Origin of the sequence: Pseudomonas sp. (assembly GCF_036387035.1) — a bacterium.
Classification (GTDB): domain Bacteria; phylum Pseudomonadota; class Gammaproteobacteria; order Pseudomonadales; family Pseudomonadaceae; genus Aquipseudomonas.
Genome location: NZ_DASVUM010000087.1, coordinates 1 through 25,879 on the forward strand (window position 1 = coordinate 1; position 25,879 = coordinate 25,879).

Genomic DNA, 25,879 nt, shown 5'->3' on the forward strand with positions numbered 1-25,879 from the left:
ATCGAGCTGCGATGCGGCCGGGCTTTCAGCGTCGACCAGCAAGTGTTCGGTGATGTACTCGTTACAGGCCGCCAGCAGGCCGGATGCCCGCGCCAGCGGAATCATCGCCAGTGCGCCGCGCACCTGGACCAACTGTTCCGACAGCGGCTGCAAACGTGCACGGTCCAGCTCGCCATCGACGTAAGCGTCGATGACGTCCTTGGCCTGCTGCAGAACGATGCGTGCTTCCTTGATGACCAATTGATGAATCTGGCTGAGGTCCGTGGTTGGCAGACGGCTCTCTTCGCGGCTGCTCTGGTTAACCGTCCCGGCCATGCCCGCCAGGGTCGATTCGACATACAGCAGCGCTCCAGCGACATCCATCAAGGTGGCGTCATCGGGCGCGCGCTGCCCTTGGGCCATGCCCTGCACCACGCTCATCTGATCGATGATGACTTTGCGCGGTTGCCCGAAACCCAGCACCGCCAGGGTATCGGCGATCTGCCGCAGTGGCGGCAGTAGCGCATTCAGCTCGCTGACATGCTGACGGTCGCCGCGCACAAACACATCAAGCCGCTCCTTGGTGCGCACCAGCTCATCACACAAAGCGATGATCACCGAGCGCATGGCGTCCCGATCCGGGCCAGCCATGCGCTCACGCTCTTCATCCACCAGCGCGCTGTGCGGCAAGGCATCGGCGAGCGCGTACTGATCCTTCAAATCCGTCATCTTCTGCGCCTCGCTGTCGGATTTGGCGATGTAAAACAGCAAGCTTTTCAGGAGTTCGTCGGGTGCAGGCTGGTTGATCCCGTCAATGCCTTGATCCAGCAAGCGCTTGAGTTCTTTGTCGGCGTCCTTGAACAGGCTTCGCAGCGCCGGGCTGTTGGTGAAATGGCCGCTGACCATGGTTTCGACCAGCGCAGAGGCAATGCGCCAAAGCGGTTCGAGCGGCGCGTCCGCACACAACCCCTCAAGGCGGGCGAACACCTTGCCCATGTAGCCCAACTGAGTCTGCACATCCTGATCACGGAGCAGCCCGACCAGCGCGGTTTGCAGCGTCTGACGCAGCTTGCGCAGCCTGGCCGGCAGTTCCGGGCTGTCGCGCTCGGCCAGCGCCTGAGCATCGAGGGCAGGAATCGACAGCAATTGAGGCGAGAACAGGCTGGTTTCCGACAGCAGGCTTTCGCCCCGGGCGCTGCGTAAGTCGTTAAGCAGCGGCAGCACCACCAGCGGCAGATCGCGGCGGCCGGTGTGCACACGCTCCAGGTACAACGGCAACTGGGTCATGGCCAGGTTCAGCAGATGAATCGCTTCGTTTTCCTGAGCGACATGCCCGTCTTTGAGCGCCAGCGCCAGTTGTTCGATTTCCTCGGCAAACAGGGCGGCGCCGTAGAACTCGATCATTTGCAGGCTGCCATGAACCTGATGGATGAGTTCCAGGCACTCGTCCATTGCCGCCACGTCATGCGGCCGGGCGACGAAGGTGTCCAGTGCCTGTCGGGCGTGTGCGAGGGTATCGGCTATTTCGCCTTTGACCCACTCCAGGGCCACGTAATCGTGACGGTCAGCCATGGTGACTCCGATTGCCTGTGCTTTGACGCTGGTTGTTCTGCATGAGAGGGACGATCAAACCGGCTTTCAAAACGGCCATCAATGCCGCGAGTCCGGAAGCGTGAAGCCGGACACCGAGCGGCGCATCTCGCTGGCCATCTTCGCCAGGTTGCCCATGCTTCTGGCGGTCGCCGCCGTGCCTGAAGTGGTTTGCGTGGTGGTTTGCTGAATCACCATCATGGTCGAGGAGATCTGCTGACCCAGCGCAGCCTGCTGCTGCGCCGCGTTAGTGATGCTCTCGACAAGCGCGGCAAGGATCTTCGAAACCCCTTCGATTTCTTCGAGCGCGACACCGGCATCCTGCGCCAGCCGGGCGCCCCGCACCACTTCTGCCGTGGTTTGCTCCATGGAGATGACCGCTTCGTTGGTGTCGTTCTGAATCGCGCGCACCAGCGTTTCGATCTGCTTGGTCGCCGACGATGAGCGTTCGGCCAACCGCTGAACTTCATCGGCCACCACGGCAAACCCGCGCCCGGCATCGCCGGCCATCGACGCCTGAATCGCAGCGTTGAGTGCCAGAATGTTGGTTTGGTCGGCGATGTCATCGATCAGGCTGACGATGTCGCCAATCTCCTGGGACGACTCGCCCAAACGCTTGATGCGTTTTGACGTGTCCTGAATCTGCTCGCGGATGTTGTCCATGCCGGTGATGGTGTTGTGGACCACCTCGTTGCCCTTGTTGGCGATCGTCACGGACCGTTCGGCCACTGCAACGGATTCGGAGGCATTGGCCGAGACCTGATCGATGGAGGTCGCCATGTCATTGATGGCGTTGGACGCCGCGGCGATCTGCAATGCCTGATGCTCGGACGCGGCGGCCAGTTGCGTGGCGGTGGTCTGCGTGTCCTTTACGGCGCCGAACACCTGCTCGGCGGTGAGGTTGATGGTCGACACCAATTCGCGCAACTGGTCGATGGAGTAATTGATCGAATCGGCAATCGCACCGGTGAAGTCCTCTGTGACCGAAGCGGCCACGGTCAGGTCCCCGTCGGCCAAGTCCTCGATCTCGTCGAGCAGGCGCATGATTGCGTTTTGATTGCGCTCGTTCTTCTCCGCGGTTTCGCGCAGTTGCCGGTTGGTTTCGCGGACCATGACCAGGCCAATCAGGATGATCGACGCCAGCGCGAGCAACCCCAGAATGTAACCGCCATAGCTGTAGGCTGCGCGGCCACCGGCCATGTGCTCGAAACTGTTGGCCAGCACCGAGGCTTCGTCGAGGAGCGTCTGGGAGAGGTTGAAGATGCTGCCCGCCGCTTCGCGGACTTCGAGCAGTTCCGGCGACGTTTCGAGGATTTCGTCGACGGACCCCGAGACGAACTGGAACAACTCGGCAATCTCGGCCAGCCGCGCCCGCGCATCGCGGTCTTCGACCTGGGCGATCTTCAACGTCGGGTTGCCTTCGAGCATGCCGTTGAGCACACGCCCGAACTGGCTGGCATCGCGCCCAAAAGCATCCGCTGCCTGCACCGCTGTTTCGTCTCCGGACAATACGGTGTTGACCGCGCCCAGTATGCGTTCCGCCAGCAGCGATTGGCGCTGGGCGAGGGCCACCTGACTGGCGGGGGCGCGGGTTTGCAGCAGGATGTCCACCACCTTTTCCGACTCAATCTGCAATTGCGGGATGGTCTCGGCAAGGGTCGCCGCCACCTGATGCAGCGAAAGCACGGTCTGCTCACGGGCAAGAATGACGTCGGTGCTTTTGCGCAGGTTTTCCCAGTCGTTCTGCACCGCGTTCAGCTCATCGCCCACCGCTGCCGGCGCGGCAGGCAGGCCGGTGTTCTTGTCGCCTTTTTTCAAATACTGCCAGCGCGTGTCGAAGTCGTTGCGCGCGTCGGCCAGCAATTTGAACGCCGCCGCCTTGCCCGACGCTGCTTCCGTGGCGTTCTTGGCGATGCGCTGGGACAGCACGCGCAGCTCTCCCGCATGACCGATGTATTGTTTGTCGTAGTTGGATTGCGTGCTGAGGTACGCGAAGTTCACGAACAGCAGCATGATGAACACGATGAGGCAGATGAACAGCACGACGATCTGAGATCGACTGCGCGCGCCTTCCAGTGACTTGCCGGTTTGACTCATGTCTCAGGGCTCCGCCTGATGTTCGATTTAGGGGAGGGTCAGTGGGAAGGTCAATGGCTGGAACACGGACCCGCTGCTGCAGGAGCCGGCTTGCTGGCGAACCGGCTGTGTCAGGCAACGCATCTGCCATTGGTCCACCGCTTTCGCCAGCAAGCCGGCTCCTACAGGGGTTGGGCCAGTCCGAAGTGCCGAGCGTGCGCAGGCGCCTGGGAACGTGTGAACGATACGGCACGCTGGCTCAGCCATACCGCCGCGCATCAAAGCGCTACATCCATGAAATCAGGCGACCGGACCAGCGCTCTGGGGCTGAACACCTGCCAGGCCTGCTCGCGCACGAAACGCCCTTGTATGTAAGGCGCGACGCCGGGTTCGCTGTCGTGTCCCGACTCGGGCATCAGGCTTCGCTCACTGAAATGCTGCATGCCCAGCACTTCGTCGATGAGCAAGCCGACGAACACACCCTCGAAGTCGATCACCAGTACCCGTCGGTGTTTGCGCAAAAGGGAAAGTTCGTGGCCGAAGAAGGCGCACAAGTCCATGACGGGCAATAGCCGTCCGCGCAGATTGGCGATGCCCCGGACCCATGGCTTGGCACCCGGCAAAACCGCGCAGCGCGGCTCGTGGAGGATTTCATCGACCTCGCCCATGGGCGCCACGTAATGGCGCTCACCCATGCGAAAGCCGATGCCGCCCCAGCCTTGCTGCCGGGTTTCCTGCAACGGCAGGCCGGCGGCGAGGGAGCGGCAGCGCTGGTCAATATCCAGCAGCAACTGGAAGGCGGTTTGTGACCGGGCCATGAGCGTCAGCCGGGGGTCAGCCCGCGAGCACCGCGTTCAGGGTTTTCATGAGGGTCTCTTCATCCACCGGCTTGGTCAGGTAATCCCGCGCGCCCTGGCGTTTGCCCCAGACTTTGTCGGTTTCCTGATCCTTGGTGGTGATCATGATCACGGGGATCATGCTGGTGTCAGCGTCCTTGGTCAGCTGACGCGTCGCCTGAAAACCGTTGAGGCCCGGCATGACGATGTCCATCAAGACGGCGTCGGGCATTTCCTGACGGGCCAGCGCCACGCCGTCGGCACCATTTTCGGCCTTGAGGACCTGATGACCGTGCTTCTCCAGCATACCGGTCAGCTTGTACATTTCGGTCGGCGAGTCATCGACGATCAGAATTCGAGCCATGGTGCTTCCCCATAGAAACGGCCGACCCGCACGAGGGGGTCGGCATCAAGATAGTTGTTGTTCTACTGCAACGAACCCGGGCACGTGAGCCTTGATCGCACTGAGCAGTTCTTCCTTGCTAAACGGTTTGGTCAAAAACTGATCGGAACCGACGATGCGGCCCTTGGCCTTGTCGAACAGCCCGTCCCTTGAGGACAACATGATCACCGGCGTGGATTTGAACGCCCGGTTGTTCTTGATGAGCGCGCACGTCTGATACCCGTCGAGCCTGGGCATCATGATGTCGACGAAAATGATTCTGGGATGATTGTCGGCAATCTTGGCCAGGGCGTCGAAGCCGTCGATGGCGGTGATCACTTCACAGCCGACGTTTTTCAGCAGCGTCTCGGCGGTGCGACGAATCGTTCGGGAGTCGTCTATGACCATCACTTTCAATGGGGCTGAGTGCTGTTCCATATCTGCTCTACCATCGCCGCGGCGAATCAGATGGGTTGCCTTCTGCCGGGCATCTGGTCTGGGTCGGGATCATCGGGAGGCGCCAAAGACCGCTGGCGTGGCGCCGGATGCCGAGCCTTTTTAGCACACTCTCCACGGTCAATCCATAAAGCCTTGCCCCTTGACCCAAAGCCGGCGCGGCGCCACCCTGACGCCTATTTTCGGCCTGTCGTGGCCATTACCGATCAGAGGATATTACCCATGAGCATTCGCCTGGGAATCGTCATGGACCCCATTGAGCGCATCTCCTATAAAAAGGACAGCTCGCTGGCCATGCTCCTGGCAGCGCAGGCCCGCGGCTGGTCGTTGTTTTATATGGAGCAGCACGACCTGTATCAGGACGGCGGCCAGGCACGTGCGCGCATGAAACCGCTGAAAGTCTTCGCAGACCCGGCCCACTGGTTCGAGCTGGAAGCCGAAGTCGACAGCGGCCTGGATGATCTGGACGTAATCCTGATGCGCAAGGATCCACCGTTCGACATGGAATTCGTTTACGCCACGTACCTGCTCGAACAAGCCGAGCGTGCCGGGGTGCTGGTGGTCAACAAGCCGCAGAGCCTGCGTGACTGCAACGAGAAGCTGTTCGCGACGCAGTTTGCGCAGTGCACCCCGCCCACGCTGGTCAGCCGTCGTGCGGATATCATTCGCGAGTTCGCCGCGAAGCATGGCGACGTCATTCTCAAACCGCTGGACGGGATGGGCGGCGCGTCGATCTTCCGTCACCGCGTCGGTGACCCGAACCTCTCGGTGATTCTGGAAACCCTGACCCGGCATGGTCAGGAGCAGATCATGGCGCAGGCCTACCTTCCGGCAATCAAGGACGGCGACAAGCGCATCCTTATGGTCGACGGCGAACCCGTGCCGTATTGCCTGGCGCGCATCCCGGCCGCTGGCGAAACCCGGGGCAACCTGGCCGCGGGCGGTCGCGGCGAAGCCCGTCCCCTGACTGACCGTGACCGCTGGATCGCGGCTGAAATCGGCCCGACACTGCGGGAAAAAGGGCTGTTGTTCGTAGGCCTTGACGTGATCGGCGAGCACTTGACCGAAATCAACGTCACCAGCCCGACCTGCATCCGCGAGATCGATAACGCGTTCGGGACGGACATCGGCGGGATGTTGATGGATGTGATCGAAAAGAAGCTGCAGAAGGTCTAGCCGCAGCATTGTAGGAGCGTGGCTTGTCCCGCGATCTGCCGGGAACTGGCAGCAAGTTTGGCGAATACGGTATATCTGGTGTACCGCATTTGCCGGATTCACGACGGGTGCCTCGCCGTTCGCGGGACAAGCGACGCTCCTACAGGCCCCGCGAGCCCTCCTCCCGCTAATCGGCCCACCCACATCAAACGCCAGGCAAGCCCTGACATTGCGTTATCATGCGCGGCCTGAATTTTTGCGCTAGGTGAGTGAGTAATGCTGGCACAAGTGCTGCCGGAGCGTGGATGAACGCTGCGGTCGACGATGATCTCCCCCTGTCCCTGACCCGCACCGGCGTGCGCCCTGCCGATCGTCTCGGATTTACCCTGATGATCGCCGCACTGGTGCACCTGGCGGTCATCCTTGGCGTTGGTTTTACCTTCGTTAAACCGGATAAGATCAGCCAGACCCTCGAGATTACGCTCGCCCCCTTCAGAAGCGACACCAAGCCCAAGGACGCTGACTTCCTGGCCCAGGAAAACCAGCAGGGCAGCGGCACCCTCGACAAGAAAGCGGTGCCCAAGACCACCGAAATCGCGCCGTATCAAGACAACCAGATCAACAAGGTGACGCCACCGCCTGCCGCCAAGCCGGTGGTCAAGCAGGATGCGCCGAAGACCGCTGTTGCCACCAAAGCCCAGTCCCCGCAGAAGACCGTTGCCAAGCGCGACGAGGTCAAGCCTGAAGAACAAAAGAAAGTCGCACCGACCATCGACAGCACTCAGCTGAACAGCGAAATCGCCAGCCTTGAGGCGGAGCTGGCGGACGAGCAGCAGGCCTACGCCAAGCGACCGAAGATTCACCGGTTGAGCGCCGCCTCGACGATGCGCGACAAAGGCGCCTGGTATAAAGAGGACTGGCGCAAGAAGATCGAGCGCGTCGGCAACTTGAACTACCCGGACGAAGCGCGTCGCAAACAGGTATACGGCAGCCTGCGCATGATGGTGTCGATCAATCGCGACGGTTCACTGTATGAAGTACTGATTCTCGAGTCATCGGGTCAGCCGTTGCTGGATCAGGCGGCGCAGAAGATCGTCCGGCTGGCCGCACCGTTTGCGCCGTTCAGTGGCGATCTCGCCGACATCGACCGCCTTGAGATCATCCGCACCTGGAAATTCGCGCGCGGGGACAAGCTGTCGAGTAATTAAGGCAGGCGTGGTCCGCTGAACGCCGCGACGGGTTCCCCGCCGATCGCGGAACAAGCCACGCTCCCACAGTTTTTACATCCTACGCCTCATCCCCTAGTTGTCACATCAGCCCCGCGACGCCACACTAGGGCTCATGAAAAACGTCTCTCCGTCGTACCTCAAACACCAGTTTCTGATCGCCATGCCCCACATGCACGATGAGAACTTCGCTCAGACCTTGACCTACATCGTCGAGCACAATGCCAATGGCGCCATGGGCCTGGTCATCAATCGACCGCAAAGCCTGTCGCTGGCAGATATCCTTGAACAGCTACGCCCCGAGTTGCCGCCACCCACGCGGTGCAAGGCCATTCCCATTCATCTCGGCGGCCCGGTGCAAACCGATCGCGGCTTTGTGCTGCACCCTTCCGGCCCGGTCTTTCAGGCAACAGTGGACCTGGGCGGCATTTCGCTTTCGACCTCTCAGGATGTCCTCTTTTCTATCGCGGACGGCTACGGCCCTGATCAAAATCTGATCACCCTGGGCTATGCCGGCTGGGACGCGGGGCAGCTTGACGCCGAGTTTGCCGCCAACGCCTGGCTCAACTGTGCGGTCGACCCTGCGATCTTGTTCGAGGTTGAAAGTGAAGACCGCCTCGACGCCGCTGCGGCCAAGCTGGGGATCAACCTCAGCCTGCTGACCAGCCAGGCGGGTCACGCCTGATGGCCGGGCTGCGCCTATTGCTGGGATTCGACTACGGCACCAAACAGATCGGTGTGGCGGTGGGCCAGGTGATTACCGGGCAGGCCCGTGAGCTCTGCACATTGAAAGCGCAGAACGGCGTACCGGACTGGGACAAGGTTCAGGCGCTGATCACCGAGTGGAAACCGGATGCCATCGTTGTCGGCCTGCCGTTAAACATGGACGGCACCCCGAGCGAGATGAGCGCACGCGCCGAAAAGTTTTCACGCAAGCTCAACGGCCGCTTCAACCTGCCCGTCTACACCCACGATGAACGCCTGACCACTTTCGAAGCCAAGGGCGAGCGCGCCTCTCGTGGCGGCCAGCACGGCAGCTACCGGGATAACCCCGTGGATGCCATTGCCGCAGCGCTTCTGCTGCAAAGCTGGCTAGAAGCCAATACCGCGCTGTTTGAAACCTGATCACGCTACGCTGCACCGAATTCGATCTACCCCGGCCGTTCTTGCAGCGCACGTCGGGGCACCTGAAGGAGCAACCATGAGCCTGCCAAATCCCGCCGAACTGATCAGCCAGATGGCCATTGATCTCACCGCGCACCTGAACAAACGTGGCATTCACGAGCCTCGCTTCATCGGCATTCGCACAGGTGGCGTGTGGGTCGCGCAGGCGCTCCTTGAGGCCCTCAACATCCAGTCGCCGCTCGGAACACTGGACGTCTCCTTTTATCGCGACGACTTCAGCCAGAACGGCCTGCACCCACAAGTGCGTCCGTCGGAGCTGCCGTTCGAGATCGAAGGCCAGCACCTGGTGCTGATCGATGACGTGCTGATGAGCGGGCGCACCATTCGCGCGGCGCTCAACGAACTGTTCGATTACGGCCGCCCGGGCAGCGTCACGCTGGTGTCGCTGCTCGACCTGGACGCCGCTGACCTGCCCATCCGGCCCAATGTGACGGGCGCGACGTTGTCACTGGGGCCGAACGAACGGGTCAAGCTCTCCGGACCAATGCCGCTGGCGCTTGAGCTGCAAGACCTTTCCACCGATTCCGCCGCCCTCTAAGAGTCCTTTGCGATGACGCCTCTCGACGCCAAGCGCCCGCTGCAACTGAACCATCAGGGCCAGCTGCAACATTTTCTGTCCCTGGACGGTTTGCCCCGCGAACTGCTTACTGAAATCCTCGACACCGCCGACTCCTTCCTGGAAGTCGGCGCCCGGGCGGTGAAGAAAGTCCCGTTGCTGCGCGGCAAAACCGTGTGCAACGTATTCTTCGAAAACTCGACCCGCACCCGCACCACGTTCGAGCTGGCGGCGCAGAGGCTGTCGGCGGATGTCATCACGCTGAACGTGTCGACCTCCTCGACCAGCAAAGGCGAGACCCTGTTCGATACGCTGCGCAACTTGGAGGCCATGGCCGCCGACATGTTCGTGGTGCGCCACGGCGACTCCGGCGCAGCGCACTTCATCGCTGAACATGTCAGTCCGCAGGTCGCGATTATCAACGGCGGCGACGGCCGCCATGCGCACCCGACCCAGGGCATGCTGGACATGCTGACCATCCGCCGCCACAAGGGTAATTTCGAGAACCTCTCGGTGGCGATCGTCGGCGATATCCTGCATTCGCGCGTGGCTCGCTCGAACATGATCGCGCTGAAAGCACTGGGCTGCCCGGACATCCGCGTGGTCGCGCCGAAAACGCTGCTGCCGGTCGGCGTCGAGCAATACGGCGTGAAGGTGTACACCGACCTGACCGAAGGCCTGAAGGACGTCGACGTGGTGATCATGCTGCGCCTGCAGCGCGAGCGCATGTCAGGCGGGCTGCTGCCGAGTGAAGGCGAGTTTTACCGGCTGTTCGGCCTGACCACCGCGCGACTGGCCGGCGCCAAGCCCGATGCCATCGTGATGCACCCGGGCCCGATCAACCGCGGCGTGGAAATCGAATCGGCAGTGGCTGACGGCGCGCATTCGGTGATCCTCAATCAGGTGACCTACGGCATCGCGGTGCGCATGGCCGTACTGTCCATGGCCATGAGTGGCCAAACCGCACAACGTCAGTTCGAGCAGGAGATCGCCCAGTGAAGTTCAGCATCCTCGGCGCTCGCGTCATCGACCCTGTCAGCGGTCTGGATAAAGTCATCGACATCCATTTTGAAGCAGGCAAGGTGCTCGCCCTCGGCGCGGCGCCTGCCGGTTTCAGTCCTACCGAAACCATCGACGCCGCCGGCCTCATCGCCGCACCCGGCCTGGTCGACCTTAACGTGTCGTTGCGTGAGCCGGGCTACAGCCGCAAGGGCAACATCGCCAGCGAAACCCGCGCCGCCGCAGCAGGGGGCGTTACCAGCCTGTGCTGCCCGCCGCGTACCAAACCGGTGCTGGACACCTCCGCCGTTGCCGAGCTTATCCTCGACCGCGCCCGTGAGGCCGGCCACAGCAAGGTGTACCCCATCGGCGCGCTGAGCAAGGGCCTGGAAGGCGAGCAACTGGCCGAGTTGATTGCGCTGCGCGACGCGGGCTGCGTGGCGTTCACCAACGGCATGGTGAATTTTCGCAGCAACCGCACGCTGTGCCGCGCCCTCGAATATGCCGCGACGTTCAACCTGACGGTGATTTTCAACTCCCAAGACCACGACCTCGCTGAAGGCGGCCTGGCCCACGATGGTCCGACGGCTGCGTTCCTTGGCTTGCCAGGCATCCCTGAGACCGCCGAAACGGTGGCCCTGGCGCGAGACCTTTTGCTGGTCGAGCAAAGCGGTGTGCGTGCGCACTTCACTCAACTGACCAGCGCACGAGGTGTGGCCTTGATTGCCCAGGCGCAAGCGCGCGGCCTGCCGGTAACGGCGGATGTGGCGCTCTATCAGTTGATCCTGACCGACGAGGCCCTGACCGGCTTCTCGAGCCTGTACCACGTGCAGCCTCCCCTGCGCACACGTGCAGACCGCGACGCCCTGCGCGATGCGGTGAAGTCAGGTGTGGTGCAGGCAATTTCCAGCCATCACCAGCCCCATGAGCGTGACGCGAAGCTGGCTCCGTTTGGTGCGACCGAGCCGGGCATCAGCAGCGTGGAGCTGCTGCTGCCACTGGCGATGACACTGGTCGAAGACGGTCTGCTTGACCTGCCGACACTGTTGGCACGCCTGAGCTCCGGCCCCGCCGCCGCGTTGCGCCTGCCCGCCGGGACCCTCACCGCCGGCTCGCCAGCGGACCTGGTGCTGTTCGATCCAGCCGCTTCAACGGTTGCGGGCGAAAAGTGGCTATCAAAAGGCGAGAACTGCCCGTTCCTCGCCCATTGCCTGCCGAGTGCCGTGAAATACACGTTTGTGGATGGCCGGGTTAGCTATATCGGTTAATCAGCGCGCTGGGTGATCCGTTACAACTGATCCACATCGGCGGGATTTCTTTTCAGGGAATTCCTACCGACCCCCAAATCCGTAGGAGCCGGCTTGCTGGCGAACGCGATCGGTCATTTACATCATCTGTGACTGATCCATCGTGTTCGCCAGCAAGCCGGCTCCTACAGGGTGTTGCGTACTCCCCGAGCTAACACCGCCTGTGTAGGGGTACGGTCAGTTACTTGCGCGCGTTCTTCATTGAGATCTGGTCATTCAGGGTCCAGAAGTCATACAGCACACCAATCAACGCCAGGCCACCGGTGAGCAGGTAAATGATCCCGGTGATCCATTTGCCTTGATACATCCGGTGTACACCGAAGACACCCAGAAAGGTCAGCAGGATCCAGGCGAGGCTGTAATCGGTCGAGCCCGCGTTGAATCGAAGGTCCGCCTCCCGGTCCATTGCCGGGATCAGGAACAGGTCGATCAGCCAGCCAATGCCTAAAAGGCCCAGGGTGAGAAACCAGATCGTACCGGTGACCGGCTTGCCGTAATAGAAGCGATGGGCGCCAGTGAATCCCACAATCCAGAGCACATAGCCCATGACCTTGCTGTGGGTATCGGGACGTTGAACGTCAGGATGATAGGTGTTCATTGTTGACCTCGACTGCTGCAATAGAAAAAAATATGCGTAAGTTTTGTGACTTTCGTAGCGCCGTCCGACGTATGGCTTGAACCTCTTTTCAATCCTGCAAACCCTTGTTCTGCAAGGTGATCAGCGCCGTGAGATGTCCATACTGAGGCTAAAACTGACTTTCAGGGCAGTAAATTGTTCGACAAGTGGCCTCAGATTTTCACAAAAAGCTGTTATAAAGTTGCGCGCTGACCAACAAGAGCCCTGCCTAATGCGTCCATTTTTGAAGACATGGCTGACTATTTGTCTATTTATGCCACTGGCCGCCCACGCCACCAATCGTGAGCAAACGCTTCCACCCAGCTTCACCGGTTTCACTGCCAGGTCCGAGTCGCCGGAATCCGTTTCACGCAACATCGCAGCTCAACGGGCTGCAATGGCTGCACTGGAACAGACGGCTACTCCACTCGAGACCTCTGGCAAGCGAGCGAAGGCTGTTAAAGGGAAATCTCCCCGCAGCACCCGCAAGATTTCGCAAAACACTGTCGCCCTGGCCAACACGGCGCAGATGGGCACCAAACAGAGCAGCACCGTCGTCAACCGGGCCGTGAATGCCATCGGTACACCTTATCGTTGGGGCGGCACCAGCCCAACAAAAGGGTTCGACTGCAGCGGTCTGGTGAAATATGCCTTCAACGACGTGAGCGAAGTCGATTTGCCGCGCACATCCAACGCCATGGCCGAAGGGCACGGGCAGAAGGTTGACCGCAAGGATCTGAAGCCGGGCGATTTGTTGTTCTTCAACATCAAGAGCCGCAAGGTCAATCACGTTGCAATCTACCTGGGCAACGATCGATTCGTTCACGCGCCACGCCGTGGCAAGTCCGTGACGATCGACACGCTGAAGAAGCCGTATTGGGACAGCCATTACGTCGTCGCCAAGCGTGTGCTGCCAAAGCAGCCGCCGAGCCAAAAAGGCACCGTGCGCATCGCCCAGCGTTGATCGCACATACGGGTTGAAGACATCAACGGGGGCGCGAATTCATTCGCGCCCCCGTTCGTTTGTCCTGGCGATCAGAAGTTGTCCGGCGTCTTCGCCTTCTCCCGCGCACTCTCGCGCGTGATCAGCCCTTTGCTGATCAGATCCTTCAGACACATGTCCAGCGTCTGCATACCCAGCGATCCCCCCGTCTGAATCGACGAGTACATCTGCGCCACCTTGTCCTCGCGGATCAAGTTACGAATCGCCGACGTGCCGATCATGATCTCGTGCGCCGCGACCCGCCCTCCGCCAACCTTCTTCAGCAACGCCTGGGACACGATCGCGTGGAGCGACTCGGAGAGCATCGAGCGGATCATCGATTTCTCCTGAGCGGGGAACACGTCGACGATACGGTCGATGCTTTTCGCAGCCGACGTGGTGTGCAGCGTGCCGAACACCAGGTGGCCGGTTTCGGCAGCGGTCAGCGCCAGGCGAATGGTTTCAAGGTCGCGCAGCTCACCCACCAGAATCACATCAGGGTCCTCACGCAGCGCCGAACGCAGCGCTTCGGCGAAGCCATGGGTGTCGCGATGGACTTCGCGCTGGTTGATCAGGCTCTTCTTGGACTCGTGAACGAATTCGATGGGGTCTTCGATGGTGAGGATGTGGTGATGCTTGTTGCTGTTCAAGTAATCAACCATGGCCGCCAGCGTGGTCGACTTGCCCGAGCCTGTCGGTCCCGTAACCAGCACCAGGCCGCGCGGCACGTCGGTAATCTTGCGAAACACTTCGCCCATGCCCAGCTCTTCCATGCTCAGGACCTTCGAAGGAATGGTCCGGAACACTGCGCCCGCGCCGCGATTCTGGTTGAACGCGTTGACCCGAAAGCGCGCCACGCCCGGCACCTCGAAGGAGAAGTCTGTCTCCAGATCTTCCTCGAAGTCCTTGCGCTGCTTGTCGTTCATGATGTCGTAGATCAGCGCCTGAACCTCTTTCTGGTCCAGGGCTGGCAGGTTGATCCGCCGCACATCGCCATCGACTCGAATCATCGGGGGCAGGCCGGCAGAGAGATGCAAGTCCGACGCGCCTTGCTTGGCACTGAAGGCCAGCAGCTCGGTAATATCCATACAGCTCCTCATCACATAGAATGCCGCAGACTTTAGCCCTGCTGGCGCAAATCAATGTCCACGATAGCAGAGAACATTTCAACGCTGGCCGAGCGAATTCGAAGTGCGGCGCAAGCCGTGCAGCGCGACCCGGCGTCTGTCGGCCTGTTGGCGGTGAGCAAGACCAAACCGGCGAGCGACCTGCGCGAAGCCTACGATGCCGGGCTTCGCGACTTTGGCGAAAACTACCTGCAGGAAGCCCTTGGCAAACAGGTCGAGTTGAGCGACCTGCCCTTGATCTGGCATTTCATCGGCCCCATCCAGTCCAACAAGACGCGCGCCATCGCCGAGAACTTTGCCTGGGTGCATTCCGTGGACCGTCTGAAAATCGCGCAACGGCTGTCCGAACAGCGTCCGCCGGAGCTACCACCGCTGAACATCTGCATCCAGGTCAACGTCAGCGGCGAGGCCAGCAAGTCAGGCTGCAGCCCTGAAGACCTGCCCGCTCTGGCCCAGGCGATCAGCGCGCTGCCCCATCTGAAATTGCGCGGCCTGATGGCCATTCCCGAACCCACTGACGATCACGACCAACAGAACGCTTCGTTCGCCGCCGTCAGTACGCTGCAGGCGCAACTGGGCCTGCCGCTGGACACGCTTTCCATGGGCATGAGCCACGACCTGGAAGCCGCCATCGCACAAGGCGCGACCTGGGTGCGGATTGGCACTGCCCTCTTTGGCGCCCGCAATTATGGCCAGCCTTAACCTTTGCCCCACAGGAAACCGTTTATGAGCAAAACACGTATCGCGTTCATTGGCGCCGGCAACATGGCCGCCAGCCTGATTGGCGGCATGCGCGCCCAAGGCGTCGACGCCGAGCTGATTCGCGCCAGCGACCCGGGCGCAGAAACCCGCGAGCGCGTGGCAAAAGAGCACGGCATAAAGGTGGTCGCCGACAACGCCGAGGCCATCGAAGGCGCCGATGTGGTGCTGCTGGCGGTCAAGCCGCAAATGATGAAAGCCATGTGTGAAGCGCTGAAGCCGGCGCTCAAGCCTCATCAACTGATTGTGTCCATCGCCGCCGGTATCACCTGCGCCAGCATGCAAGCCTGGCTGGGCGAGCAACCGCTGGTGCGCTGCATGCCCAATACGCCGGCGCTGCTGCGCCAAGGCGTCAGCGGCCTGTACGCCACAGCGGATGTCACCCAGGCACAGCGCGAACAGGCCGAGACGTTGCTGTCGGCGGTCGGGACTGCATTGTGGGTCGACGAAGAGGCACATATTGATGCCGTTACCGCCGTATCGGGCAGCGGCCCGGCGTATTTCTTCCTGCTGATCGAGGCCATGACGGCCGCAGGCGTCAAACTCGGCCTGCCGGCTGACGTCGCCAGCACGCTCACGCTGCAAACCGCGCTGGGCGCCGCTTTGATGGCCACTGGCAGCGATGTGGATGCCGCCGAGCTGCGTCGTCGTGTGACCTCGCCTGCGGGCACCACAGAAGCCGCCATCAAATCGTTCCAGGCCGACGGCTTTGAAGCCATCGTTGAAAAGGCGGTGGGCGCCGCCGCACATCGCTCCGCCGAACTCGCCGAACAGCTGGGCAAATAAGGAGCCATTTATGAACGCACTCACCGGCGCCACGATATTCGTCATTCAGACGCTCATCAGCCTTTACCTGACCATCGTCCTGCTGCGCTTCGTGCTGCAGCTGGTCAAAGCCAACTTTTACAACCCGCTCTGCCAGTTCGCCGTCCGTGCGACCCAGCCATTGCTCAAGCCCATCCGTCGCATCGTGCCGAGCGTTTTCGGGCTGGACACATCCTCGCTGCTGCTGGCAATCGTCATTCAGGCGCTGTTGATGGCGTTTGTGCTGATGATGACCTACGGCACCATTGGCGATGTCCCACACCTGTTGATGTGGTCAGTCATCGGCATCACGTCGTTGCTGCTGAAGATCTTCTGGGTCGCGATGATCATCATGGTCATCGTGTCGTGGATTGCCCCAGGCACCCATAACCCGGCAGCCGAACTGGCCTACCAGATCAGCGAGCCGATCCTGGCGCCGTTCCGCCGCATCATTCCCAATCTGGGCGGTATGGATATCTCGCCAATCTTTGCCTTCCTGGCGATCCAGGTGCTTCAGTCGTATGTCATGCCAGCACTGGCGGCATACGCCGGCATGCCGCAAGAGCTGTGGCGGTTGATCTGACCCCTAGGGCGACGGCATCACCTGCCGTCGCCTTTCTGCCTCTCTACCGAACATCGCGTCCGGGCAGAATCCAAAGTGTCACCCTCCCCCATTTCCTTTGTTGCCGCACCCCGGCGCGATCTTTAGACTTACGCCTCATTTCAGCGAGAGCAGGTCGATGTCCACGGTCTTTCCCAAAGATTCTGTCGGTCTAGTCACGCCGCAAACGGCGCATTTCAATGAGCCGCTGGCATTGGCCTGCGGACGTTCGTTGCCTGCCTACGACCTCATCTACGAAACCTACGGTCAACTCAACGCCGCCAGAAGCAACGCGGTGCTGATTTGCCACGCGCTTTCGGGTCATCACCATGCGGCGGGCTACCACAGCGCCGAAGACCGCAAGCCGGGCTGGTGGGACAGCTGCATCGGCCCGGGCAAACCCATCGATACCGACAAGTTTTTCGTCGTCAGCCTGAACAACCTCGGCGGTTGCAACGGCTCCACCGGCCCCAGCAGCCTCAATCCCGAAACCGGCAGGCCTTTCGGCGCCGACTTCCCGGTGTTGACGGTCGAAGACTGGGTACATAGCCAGGCGCGTCTTGCCGACCGGCTGGGTGTCGATCAGTGGGCCGCCATCGTCGGCGGCAGCCTGGGCGGCATGCAGGCGCTGCAATGGACGATTACCTATCCCGAGCGCGTGCGGCATTGCCTGGCAATTGCCTCAGCGCCCAAGTTGTCGGCGCAGAACATCGCGTTCAACGAAGTCGCGCGGCAAGCGATCCTGACTGACCCGGAATTCCACGGCGGCTCGTTTCAGGAGCACGGCGTGATTCCCAAGCGCGGCCTGATGCTGGCGCGCATGGTGGGCCATATCACCTACCTGTCCGATGACTCGATGGGTGAGAAATTCGGCCGGGGTCTGAAGAACGAAAACCTCAATTACGACTTTCACAGCGTCGAGTTCCAGGTCGAGAGTTACCTGCGTTATCAGGGCGAGGAGTTTTCCGGGCGTTTCGACGCCAACACCTATCTGCTGATGACCAAAGCCCTGGACTACTTCGATCCGGCCGCCAATTTCAACGATAACCTCGCGGCCACCTTCGCCAATGCCAGCGCCAGGTTCTGTGTGATGTCGTTTACCACCGACTGGCGCTTCTCCCCGGCCCGCTCGCGGGAGTTGGTCGACGCGCTGATGGCGGCGAAAAAGGACGTCTGTTATCTGGAAATCGATGCGCCTCAGGGCCACGACGCTTTCCTGATCCCGATCCCGCGCTATTTGCAGGCCTTCTCCAGCTACATGAACCGAATTGCACTCTGAGGACACCATGAGAGCCGACCTGGAAATCATCCAAGACTGGATACCGGCTGGCAGCCGTGTGCTCGACCTCGGCTGCGGCGACGGCGAACTGCTCGCCTGGCTGCAGGAGCACAAGCAAGTGACGGGCTACGGCCTGGAAAATGACGCCGATAACATTGCGCGTTGCGTGGCGCGGGGCGTCAACGTCATCGAGCAGGACCTGGACAAGGGGCTGGGCAACTTCGCCAGCAACAGTTTCGATGTCGTGGTCATGACCCAGGCCCTTCAGGCCGTGCATTACCCGGATCGCATCCTGGACGAAATGCTGCGCGTCGGTCGGCAGTGCATCATCACCTTCCCCAACTTCGGGCACTGGCGTTGCCGCTGGTACCTGGCGAGCAAGGGGCGGATGCCGGTTTCCGAATTCCTGCCGTACACCTGGTACAACACGCCAAACATCCACTTCTGCACCTTCGAGGACTTCGAAGCACTGTGCCGCGGTCGGTCGGCGAAGGTCATTGATCGGCTCGCAGTCGATCAACAGCATCGGCATGGTTGGGCCAGCAAGCTTTGGCCTAATCTGTTGGGTGAAATCGGCATCTATCGTGTCAGCAGCCCCGGCTTGCAGGACCACCAGATTGCCGTGTGACCTACGCAGCGGGGCGGTAAAAGCCCTGCCGAACAGCGTCAGCAGCATCGAAGAAGAAGCGGGCCACGGCGACGCAGTCAGGCTCGGCTTTGATCAGCAGATTTTCACGCAGCCGATTTTCACGGACTTATCATGACCCTCACCCAGCTTGTACTGGCCAGCCACAACGCCGGCAAACTCACAGAGCTTCAGGCCATGCTCGGCGCCAGCGTGCAGCTGCGCTCGATCGGCGAGTTCAGCACCGTGGAGCCCGAAGAAACCGGGCTGTCGTTCGTCGAGAACGCCATCCTCAAGGCGCGCAACGCCGCGCGCATCTCAGGCCTGCCGGCGCTCGCCGATGATTCCGGGCTGGCAGTGGATTATCTGGGCGGTGCGCCGGGCATTTACTCGGCCCGTTACGCCGACGGCCAGGGTGACGCAGCGAACAACGCCAAATTGCTGGAAGCGCTCAAGGACGTCCCCACCGAACAACGTGGCGCCCAGTTTGTCTGCGTTCTGGCGCTGGTGCGCCACGCCGATGATCCGCTGCCGATCCTCTGCGAAGGCCTGTGGCACGGCCGCATCCTCACCGCCGCCAGCGGCGAGCATGGCTTCGGTTACGACCCGTTGTTTTGGGTACCGGAGCGCCATTGCTCCAGCGCCGAACTCACCCCCTCCGACAAGAATCAGATCAGCCACCGCGCGCGCGCCATGGCCATCCTGCGTCAGCGTCTGGGGCTGAGCACTGATCAACAATGACTCAGGATCCCACAACCCGGCCGTTGATTCTGGGTGCGGCCGGCTTCTCTTCGGAGCAGCCGCGCACGCCGCTTGCCGAGCTGCCACCGCTGTCGCTGTACATCCATATCCCGTGGTGCGTGCGCAAGTGCCCGTACTGCGATTTCAACTCCCACACCGCAAGCCCGGTGTTGCCGGAGCAGGAATACGTCGACGCGCTGCTGGCCGATCTCGATCAGGATCTGCCCCACGTCTATGGACGCGAGCTGAGCACGATCTTCTTCGGTGGCGGCACGCCCAGCCTGTTCAGCGCCAACGCGCTGGGCCGTTTGCTGAAAGGCGTCGAACAACGCGTCCGCTTCGCGCCTGACATCGAAATCACCCTGGAAGCCAACCCCGGCACGTTCGAGCAGGTGAAATTCAGCGCCTACCGCAGCCTGGGCATCAATCGGCTGTCCATCGGTATACAGAGTTTTCAGGAAGCCAAGCTCAAAGCGCTCGGCCGCATTCATAACGGCGATGAAGCCGTGCGGGCGGCGGACATGGCCCGTCAGGCGGGTTTCGACAACTTCAACCTGGACCTGATGCACGGCCTGCCTGACCAGTCCCAGGAAGATGCCCTCGGCGACCTGCGTCAGGCGATCGCCCTCGCGCCGACTCATCTGTCCTGGTATCAGTTGACCCTTGAGCCGAACACGGTGTTCTGGAATCAGCCGCCCACGCTGCCGGAAGACGACCTCCTCTGGGATATCCAAGAGGCCGGGCAGACGCTGCTCCGGGAAAACGGCTACGAGCAATACGAAGTGTCTGCCTACGCACAGCCGGGGCGCGAAGCACGGCACAACCTGAATTATTGGAGTTTCGGGGATTTCATCGGCATCGGCGCTGGCGCCCACGGCAAACTCAGCCACCCGGACGGGCGCATCGTCCGCACCTGGAAGACCCGGCTGCCCAAGGACTACCTCAATCCAGCCAAGGCCTTTCAGGCTGGCGAGAAGCTGTTGCCGCTGGACGAGATGCCGTTCGAATTCTTGATGAACGCGCTGCGCCTGACAAATGGCGTGGACGCTGCGTTATTTCAACGCCGCACCGGTCTAAGCGTCGATTCGCTCGCCAGCGCCCGTCTTGAGGCGGAACAACGCGGCCTGCTGGAGACCGATCCGTCACGGCTGGTGGCGACCGCTCGCGGCCAGTTATTCCTCAACGACCTGCTGCAGCACTTTCTGCTTTAAGGCTCAACACTAAGGACATTGAATGGAATACGTACTCGACTTGCTGGCCACCGTCTCGCGCTGGAGTCGCAGCAATCTGTCGGAGATCGCCCTGGCGCTGGTGGGGTGCCTGTTGATTTTGTTCGGAACCGACATCAAGGGCTGGATCGAAGGTCGCCTCGGGAGTTTCACCGGCGCCCTGCGTATTCCGATCATGGCGCTGCTCTGCACGGTTGGCAGTGGCGCTGCGTTGATTTATGCCACGCCCTGGGTTGTGCGCGGCCTGAGCCAGTTCAACAACTATAGCCTGGCGCCGGTGCTGTTGGTGGTGCTGGTATTGATCGGGGTTGTCGCGGACCGGAAATAACCGGCCGCAAATGCAAAAGCGCCCTTGCCCGCTATCGCGGGAAGGACGCTCTCAAGAAATCACACTCCGCTGTTGCCGAATGCGATCAGCCCATCAGCGAATGCTCTGGATGCTGCCTTTGTTGCCAGTCACTTTCACGTTCACTTGCTTGAAGATGAAGTAATCGTTAACGGTGACTTCGTAACGCGGCGCGACAATCAGGTCGGAGCCGGACGATTTGACGGCCTTGAACGCAGCAGCTGCTTTGGTGGAGGAGATTGGGTCCGGCAGAGGCAGGCCCATGCCGCCGCCACCGCTCGCGCCGCCGTAGGTCACGCCGTCCGCGAATTGCGTATCGCCGCCGATGTTCAACCAGCCGAACAGAACATTGGTGGACGACTCGCCGCTGATGGTTTCGCCGACTTTAACGTCAGCCTTCAGGTCAGTCTTCACGTCGCCGGACAGCGAAGCGCTTGGCTGGCTGACGTTGTAGCTGACACAGCCGCTGGTGGTCGCAATCAGCGTGGCGATCGCAGCCATTTGCCAAAACTTGTTCATCTTCATTCCTCGTCATCAATATTGATATATGCAACGGCGGGGACTATGAAGATCGGAATTGAAATTGGATGTCGGACGATTCCGAAGACCTTGTAGCCTTCTTAGGAAGAAATCGAAGGGTTCGTCAGACGAAGGCAACTAGGGGCTGAAATGTGCTGCAAAAACTCAAAAGCGGCCGCCAGGCGGGCCGCTTTGACCGAAAAGTGATCAGGCCAGCTTCTCGAACTTCAGATCCCAAACGCCGTGACCGAGGCGTTCGCCACGGCGCTCGAACTTGGTGATCGGACGTTCTGCAGGGCGCGGAACGCATTTGCCGTCTTCGGCCAGGTTGCGGTAACCCGGAGCCACATTCATCACTTCCAGCATGTACTCGGCATACGGTTCCCAGTCGGTCGCCATGTGCAACACGCCGCCGGGCTTGAGCTTGGTGCGCACCAGCTCGGCAAATTCCGCTTGAACGATGCGGCGCTTGTGGTGGCGAGACTTGTGCCATGGGTCCGGGAAAAACAGCATGAGACGGTTCAGGCTGTTGTCCGCCACACAACGGTTGAGCACTTCGATCGCATCGCAATCGTAAACGCGCAGGTTGGTGAGCCCTTGGGTCAGCACGCCGTTGAGCAAGGCGCCGACGCCCGGACGATGCACTTCCACGCCGATGAAATCCTGCTCTGGCGAGGCAGCGGCCATTTCCAGCAGCGAGTGGCCCATGCCAAAACCGATTTCAAGGGTGCGCGGGGCCGAACGGCCGAAGACCTGATCGAAATCAACCGGGGCGTCCGCCAGGGGCAGCACAAACAGAGACTTGCCCTGATCCAGCCCGCGCTGCTGCCCTTCGGTCATGCGACCGGCGCGCATCACAAAGCTCTTGATGCGCCGGTGATGGCTGTCATCACCCTGGGCTTTGGCATTTTCGTCATTCATCACTTCGTCTTCCGGAAGTGGGTCGGGCGTTTGCGAATCAATCATCAACAGGCTCTTACTTGATCAGACCATCCAGCGGCGAGGACGCGCTGGCATAGAGTTTCTTGGGCATGCGACCGGCCAGGTAGGCCATGCGTCCAGCCAGAATGGCGTGCTTCATGGCTTCAGCCATCAGCACCGGATGCTGCGCGTGAGCGATGGCCGAGTTCATCAGCACCGCCTCGCAGCCCAGCTCCATGGCGATGGTCGCGTCCGAAGCCGTGCCGACACCGGCGTCGACCAGCACCGGGACTTTCGATTCTTCGAGAATGATCTGCAGGTTGTACGGGTTGCAGATCCCCAGCCCAGTGCCGATCAAGCCCGCGAGGGGCATCACCGCACAGCAGCCGATTTCGGCGAGTTGGCGGGCAATGATCGGGTCATCGCTGGTGTAAACCATGACATCGAAGCCGTCCTTGACCAGCGTTTCGGCGGCCTTGAGCGTTTCGATGACGTTGGGAAACAGGGTTTTCTGGTCGGCGAGGACTTCCAGCTTGACCAGATTGTGGCCGTCGAGCAGTTCGCGGGCCAGTCGGCAGGTGCGCACGGCTTCGATGGCGTCGTAGCAACCGGCGGTGTTCGGCAGGATGGTGTAGCGGTCCGGCGGCAGCACGTCGAGCAGGTTCGGTTCGCCCGGGTTCTGGCCCAGGTTGGTCCGGCGCACTGCAACGGTGACGATCTCGGCACCCGAGGCTTCGATGGCGAGCCGGGTCTGTTCCATGTCCTGGTACTTGCCAGTGCCGACCAGCAGGCGCGACTGAAAAGTACGACCGGCCACGGTGAAGGGCTTGTCGCTGCGAACGTTGCTCATCTGAAATCCTCTTTGCGGTTGAGGTTCTTGCAGTGCTTGCGAGTCAGGCCGGCGGCGGCCAGTTGAAGGCTAGCCGCCACCGATGGCGTGCACCACTTCGACCTGATCACCTTCGGTCAGCGTCGTGGAGGGGTGCTGACTGCGCGGGACGATGTCCAGATTAAGCTCGACAGCGACTCGTCGCCCGGTCAGATCCAGACGTGTCAGCAATCCCGTAACGGTCTCGCCGTCGGGCAGCTCAAAGGATTCACCGTTCAACTGAATGCGCATGCGAGAGGGCAGCCATCATTTTAGGGGGCGAGCATTCTAGCCCGATCGGCCGGTATGACCAAGGCAAAGCCACGCCATTCGTCTCAGGCGTGACCACCGGTTTGTCGCGCATCAGGACGCAAGCGCCCTCTCGCAGGCGGGTCAGAGCGTGTCGAGGCCCAGGCGCCATGCCGTCCAGCCCAGAATGGCCCAGCCGATGAGGAAAAACAGGCCGCCGAAGGGGGTGATGATGCCCAGCTTGGTCGCGCCGGTCAGCGTCATGAGATAGAGGCTGCCGGAAAACAGGATGATGCCAAGGGTGAAGGAGATCCCTGCATACGTAACGAGACGGCCCTGAATCTGCATCGCGAGCAGCGCCACGCCAAAAATCGCCAGCGCATGAATGAGCTGGTAAAGCACGCCGGTGTGGAAGACCGCCAGGTATTCCGGGGTCAGGCGGTTTTTGAGTCCGTGGGCAGCAAATGCGCCAAGGGCGACGCCGGTAAATCCGAAGAACGCCGACAGCATCAGAAAGGTTCGTAACATGTACAACTCCAGGCAGGTTCAATGACGCGTGGTCTGTATAATGGCCCGCTCAACCGGTTCGGCCAAGCCATCTCTATGCTGCAGTTAGTCCTCCGTCGTGTCGCCAAAGGCCTGCTCTGGTTCGCAGCGGCAAGTGTCGTGCTGGTACTGATTTTTCGCTGGGTCCCCCCTCCGTTTACGGCGTTGATGGTCGAACGCAAAGTCGAATCCTGGTTCAACGGCCAGCCCATTGACCTCCAGCGCGACTGGGAATCATGGGACAACATCTCCAATGAGCTGAAAATCGCCGTCATTGCCGGCGAGGATCAAAAGTTCGCCGAGCACTGGGGCTTCGATATCGACGCCATTCAGGCCGCACTGGTTCACAACGAGCGAGGCGGCTCCCTGCGCGGGGCGAGCACGCTGAGCCAGCAAGTGTCGAAAAACCTGTTTCTGTGGTCGGGCCGCAGTTACTTCCGCAAAGGCCTGGAAGCGTGGTTCACCGCGTTGATCGAGGTGTTCTGGTCCAAGCAGCGCATCCTTGAGGTGTACCTGAACAGCGTGGAGTGGGACGACGGTGTATTCGGCGCACAGGCCGCTGCGCAGCATCACTTTCATGTGAACGCCAGCCAGCTTTCCACGCAACAGGCCAGCTACCTGGCCGCCGTCCTGCCCAACCCACGGGAATGGAGCGCCAGCCATCCCAGTAGCTACGTCTCACGGCGCGCAGGCTGGATCCGCCAGCAGATGCGGCAGTTGGGTGGGGATGAGTATTTGACGGGGTTGAATCACAGCCGGAAGTGGTGAGCCCAAGTCTGGCTTTAAAGCTTTCGTAGGACTGGCTTTAGCCGGGAAAGCGTTACGCGTCACGCCGCAATCCTAATGGTGATCAACCCGGCCTCTTCCCGGCTGAAGCCGGTCCTACTGAGATAGACCCACAAACAAAAACGCCCCGATCATCTCGGGGCGTTTTGCATTTCGGCTTTTAATCAGGCCGCAATCGACAGCTTCAGCTTGTTCATCGCGCTCTTTTCGAGCTGACGAATACGCTCGGCAGAGACGTTGTACTTCTCGGCCAGGTCGTGCAGCGTCGCTTTCTCTTCCGCCAGCCAGCGCTGGTACAAAATGTCGCGGCTACGGTCGTCGAGCACATTCAACGCTTCGTGCAGGTTGGCCGTCGAGCTGTCGGTCCAGTCGGAATCTTCCAGCTGACGCGCCGGATCGTAACGATGGTCTTCCAGGTAGTTGGCCGGCGACTGAAAGGCGCTGTCGTCATCGGCTTCTGCAGCCGGGTCGAACGCCATGTCATGGCCGGTCAGACGGCTCTCCATCTCGCGCACTTCACGGGGCTCAACGCCCAGGCTTTCTGCGACGCGATGAACCTCATCGTTGTTCAGCCACGCCAGACGCTTCTTCTGGCTGCGCAGATTGAAAAACAGCTTGCGCTGAGCCTTGGTGGTCGCGACTTTCACGATGCGCCAGTTGCGCAGGATGAACTCGTGAATCTCCGCCTTGATCCAGTGCACCGCAAAGGACACCAGACGCACACCCATCTCTGGGTTGAAGCGTTTGACGGCCTTCATCAGGCCAACGTTACCTTCTTGAATCAGGTCAGCCTGAGCCAAACCATAACCCGAATAACTGCGTGCGATATGCACGACAAATCGCAGGTGGGCGAGCACCATCTGCCGAGCCGCCCCTAAATCCTGCTCGTAATAGAGACTCTCGGCCAGTTCACGCTCCTGCTCGGGCGTCAGCAATGGAATGCTGTTCACCGTGTGCACATAGGCTTCCAGGTTTGCACCCGGAACCAAGGCATAAGCAGGTTGCAAAGAAGTGGTCATACGAAAAAACCTCCGACACATGACTCGTGCAGTTCAGCACTGCGAAAATTGACCGGGGACCGCTAAACAAGTTCCCTAAAGCTGAAAAGTCAATAGATGAAACAAAATTTACTCA

Annotated in this window: 30 protein-coding genes; 17 read left to right on the forward strand and 13 right to left on the reverse strand. The window is 60.9% G+C overall.

The window, feature by feature from the left end:
• The 5 genes from VF672_RS07890 to pilG all read right to left on the reverse strand — a co-directional run.
• Positions 1-1,551 (reverse strand): Hpt domain-containing protein (locus VF672_RS07890; RefSeq protein ID WP_331103358.1); only part of this gene is annotated, 1,551 nt, incomplete at its 3' end.
• A 78-nt stretch (positions 1,552-1,629) separates the two neighbouring features.
• Positions 1,630-3,666 (reverse strand): methyl-accepting chemotaxis protein, encoded by a 2,037-nt coding sequence (locus tag VF672_RS07895; RefSeq protein ID WP_331103360.1) that lies wholly within the window; start codon positions 3,664-3,666, stop codon positions 1,630-1,632.
• 257 nt (positions 3,667-3,923) lie between these two features.
• A complete protein-coding gene (locus VF672_RS07900; RefSeq protein ID WP_331103362.1) occupies positions 3,924-4,463 on the reverse strand; it encodes a chemotaxis protein CheW in 540 nt (179 codons plus the stop codon).
• A gap of 16 nt (positions 4,464-4,479) precedes the next feature.
• Positions 4,480-4,845, reverse strand: coding sequence for a twitching motility response regulator PilH (gene pilH, locus VF672_RS07905; RefSeq protein WP_331103364.1), 366 nt, complete (start codon positions 4,843-4,845; stop codon positions 4,480-4,482).
• A 45-nt stretch (positions 4,846-4,890) separates the two neighbouring features.
• Positions 4,891-5,301 carry a twitching motility response regulator PilG gene (gene pilG / locus VF672_RS07910; RefSeq protein WP_065991170.1) on the reverse strand — a complete coding sequence of 137 codons (411 nt, stop codon included), beginning with the start codon at positions 5,299-5,301 and terminating at the stop codon, positions 4,891-4,893.
• Between the two features lie 240 nt (positions 5,302-5,541).
• Here pilG and gshB point away from each other — a divergent pair, with 240 nt between their 5' ends.
• The 7 genes from gshB to VF672_RS07945 all read left to right on the forward strand — a co-directional run bounded on the left by gshB (position 5,542) and on the right by VF672_RS07945 (position 11,708).
• Positions 5,542-6,495, forward strand: coding sequence for a glutathione synthase (gene gshB / locus VF672_RS07915; RefSeq protein WP_331103367.1), 954 nt, complete (start codon positions 5,542-5,544; stop codon positions 6,493-6,495).
• A gap of 284 nt (positions 6,496-6,779) precedes the next feature.
• On the forward strand, positions 6,780-7,682 hold the full coding sequence (locus tag VF672_RS07920) for an energy transducer TonB (RefSeq protein WP_331103370.1): 903 nt from the start codon (positions 6,780-6,782) through the stop codon (positions 7,680-7,682).
• A gap of 133 nt (positions 7,683-7,815) precedes the next feature.
• Positions 7,816-8,385, forward strand: coding sequence for a YqgE/AlgH family protein (locus VF672_RS07925; RefSeq protein WP_331103372.1), 570 nt, complete (start codon positions 7,816-7,818; stop codon positions 8,383-8,385).
• The gene (gene ruvX / locus VF672_RS07930) at positions 8,385-8,825 is read left to right on the forward strand and encodes a Holliday junction resolvase RuvX (RefSeq protein ID WP_331103374.1); all 441 of its coding nucleotides are present in this window, start codon (positions 8,385-8,387) and stop codon (positions 8,823-8,825) included. Before VF672_RS07925 ends, ruvX begins: the two co-directional genes overlap by 1 nt.
• 76 nt (positions 8,826-8,901) lie before the next feature.
• Entirely contained in the window at positions 8,902-9,423 is a 522-nt protein-coding gene (gene pyrR / locus VF672_RS07935; protein ID WP_331103376.1) for a bifunctional pyr operon transcriptional regulator/uracil phosphoribosyltransferase PyrR, read from the forward strand.
• Between the two features lie 12 nt (positions 9,424-9,435).
• Complete coding sequence (locus VF672_RS07940; protein WP_192135527.1) at positions 9,436-10,440, forward strand: aspartate carbamoyltransferase catalytic subunit; 1,005 nt, start codon at positions 9,436-9,438, stop codon at positions 10,438-10,440.
• Complete coding sequence (locus VF672_RS07945) at positions 10,437-11,708, forward strand: dihydroorotase (protein ID WP_331103381.1); 1,272 nt, start codon at positions 10,437-10,439, stop codon at positions 11,706-11,708. The genes VF672_RS07940 and VF672_RS07945 overlap by 4 nt, the downstream gene beginning before the upstream one ends.
• 220 nt (positions 11,709-11,928) lie before the next feature.
• Here the strand turns inward: VF672_RS07945 and VF672_RS07950 are convergent, their stop codons facing one another.
• Positions 11,929-12,345 (reverse strand): TM2 domain-containing protein, encoded by a 417-nt coding sequence (locus VF672_RS07950; RefSeq protein ID WP_331103383.1) that lies wholly within the window; start codon positions 12,343-12,345, stop codon positions 11,929-11,931.
• Positions 12,346-12,595: 250 nt separating this feature from the next.
• On the opposite strand from VF672_RS07950, the gene VF672_RS07955 reads away from it, so the two are divergent.
• Positions 12,596-13,327 carry a C40 family peptidase gene (locus tag VF672_RS07955; RefSeq protein ID WP_331103385.1) on the forward strand — a complete coding sequence of 244 codons (732 nt, stop codon included), beginning with the start codon at positions 12,596-12,598 and terminating at the stop codon, positions 13,325-13,327.
• 71 nt (positions 13,328-13,398) lie between these two features.
• Here the strand turns inward: VF672_RS07955 and VF672_RS07960 are convergent, their stop codons facing one another.
• Positions 13,399-14,433 carry a type IV pilus twitching motility protein PilT gene (locus tag VF672_RS07960; protein WP_074892369.1) on the reverse strand — a complete coding sequence of 345 codons (1,035 nt, stop codon included), beginning with the start codon at positions 14,431-14,433 and terminating at the stop codon, positions 13,399-13,401.
• Positions 14,434-14,487: 54 nt separating this feature from the next.
• On the opposite strand from VF672_RS07960, the gene VF672_RS07965 reads away from it, so the two are divergent.
• From VF672_RS07965 to VF672_RS08000, 8 genes are all read left to right on the forward strand, one after another.
• Positions 14,488-15,174 carry a YggS family pyridoxal phosphate-dependent enzyme gene (locus VF672_RS07965; RefSeq protein WP_331103388.1) on the forward strand — a complete coding sequence of 229 codons (687 nt, stop codon included), beginning with the start codon at positions 14,488-14,490 and terminating at the stop codon, positions 15,172-15,174.
• Between the two features lie 24 nt (positions 15,175-15,198).
• Positions 15,199-16,017, forward strand: a complete 819-nt coding sequence (gene proC, locus VF672_RS07970) for a pyrroline-5-carboxylate reductase (protein WP_331103390.1) — start codon at positions 15,199-15,201, stop codon at positions 16,015-16,017.
• Between the two features lie 10 nt (positions 16,018-16,027).
• Complete coding sequence (locus VF672_RS07975) at positions 16,028-16,618, forward strand: YggT family protein (protein WP_331103393.1); 591 nt, start codon at positions 16,028-16,030, stop codon at positions 16,616-16,618.
• 157 nt (positions 16,619-16,775) lie between these two features.
• Positions 16,776-17,915 carry a homoserine O-succinyltransferase MetX gene (metX, locus tag VF672_RS07980; RefSeq protein WP_331103395.1) on the forward strand — a complete coding sequence of 380 codons (1,140 nt, stop codon included), beginning with the start codon at positions 16,776-16,778 and terminating at the stop codon, positions 17,913-17,915.
• Positions 17,916-17,922: 7 nt separating this feature from the next.
• Positions 17,923-18,543, forward strand: coding sequence for a methionine biosynthesis protein MetW (metW, locus tag VF672_RS07985; RefSeq protein ID WP_331103397.1), 621 nt, complete (start codon positions 17,923-17,925; stop codon positions 18,541-18,543).
• 129 nt (positions 18,544-18,672) lie between these two features.
• Positions 18,673-19,281 carry an RdgB/HAM1 family non-canonical purine NTP pyrophosphatase gene (rdgB, locus tag VF672_RS07990; RefSeq protein ID WP_331103454.1) on the forward strand — a complete coding sequence of 203 codons (609 nt, stop codon included), beginning with the start codon at positions 18,673-18,675 and terminating at the stop codon, positions 19,279-19,281.
• Positions 19,278-20,492, forward strand: a complete 1,215-nt coding sequence (gene hemW, locus VF672_RS07995; protein WP_331103399.1) for a radical SAM family heme chaperone HemW — start codon at positions 19,278-19,280, stop codon at positions 20,490-20,492. Before rdgB ends, hemW begins: the two co-directional genes overlap by 4 nt.
• Before the next feature lie 22 nt (positions 20,493-20,514).
• Positions 20,515-20,838: a DUF3392 domain-containing protein gene (locus VF672_RS08000; protein WP_331103401.1), complete on the forward strand. Its 324-nt coding sequence runs from the start codon at positions 20,515-20,517 to the stop codon at positions 20,836-20,838.
• 93 nt (positions 20,839-20,931) lie between these two features.
• Here the strand turns inward: VF672_RS08000 and VF672_RS08005 are convergent, their stop codons facing one another.
• From VF672_RS08005 to VF672_RS08025, 5 genes are all read right to left on the reverse strand, one after another.
• Positions 20,932-21,375: a hypothetical protein gene (locus tag VF672_RS08005; RefSeq protein WP_331103403.1), complete on the reverse strand. Its 444-nt coding sequence runs from the start codon at positions 21,373-21,375 to the stop codon at positions 20,932-20,934.
• 207 nt (positions 21,376-21,582) lie between these two features.
• Complete coding sequence (gene trmB, locus VF672_RS08010) at positions 21,583-22,296, reverse strand: tRNA (guanosine(46)-N7)-methyltransferase TrmB (protein ID WP_331103456.1); 714 nt, start codon at positions 22,294-22,296, stop codon at positions 21,583-21,585.
• Between the two features lie 55 nt (positions 22,297-22,351).
• On the reverse strand, positions 22,352-23,146 hold the full coding sequence (locus tag VF672_RS08015; RefSeq protein WP_331103405.1) for a thiazole synthase: 795 nt from the start codon (positions 23,144-23,146) through the stop codon (positions 22,352-22,354).
• Between the two features lie 69 nt (positions 23,147-23,215).
• Positions 23,216-23,416 (reverse strand): sulfur carrier protein ThiS, encoded by a 201-nt coding sequence (gene thiS, locus VF672_RS08020; RefSeq protein WP_331103407.1) that lies wholly within the window; start codon positions 23,414-23,416, stop codon positions 23,216-23,218.
• Between the two features lie 141 nt (positions 23,417-23,557).
• Positions 23,558-23,941 (reverse strand): DUF423 domain-containing protein, encoded by a 384-nt coding sequence (locus VF672_RS08025; RefSeq protein ID WP_331103409.1) that lies wholly within the window; start codon positions 23,939-23,941, stop codon positions 23,558-23,560.
• Positions 23,942-24,016: 75 nt separating this feature from the next.
• Here VF672_RS08025 and mtgA point away from each other — a divergent pair, with 75 nt between their 5' ends.
• Positions 24,017-24,727, forward strand: coding sequence for a monofunctional biosynthetic peptidoglycan transglycosylase (gene mtgA, locus VF672_RS08030; protein ID WP_331103411.1), 711 nt, complete (start codon positions 24,017-24,019; stop codon positions 24,725-24,727).
• Between the two features lie 182 nt (positions 24,728-24,909).
• On the opposite strand, the gene rpoH is transcribed toward mtgA, so the two are convergent.
• Positions 24,910-25,764, reverse strand: a complete 855-nt coding sequence (gene rpoH, locus VF672_RS08035) for an RNA polymerase sigma factor RpoH (protein WP_331103413.1) — start codon at positions 25,762-25,764, stop codon at positions 24,910-24,912.
• Positions 25,765-25,879 lie beyond the last annotated feature (115 nt).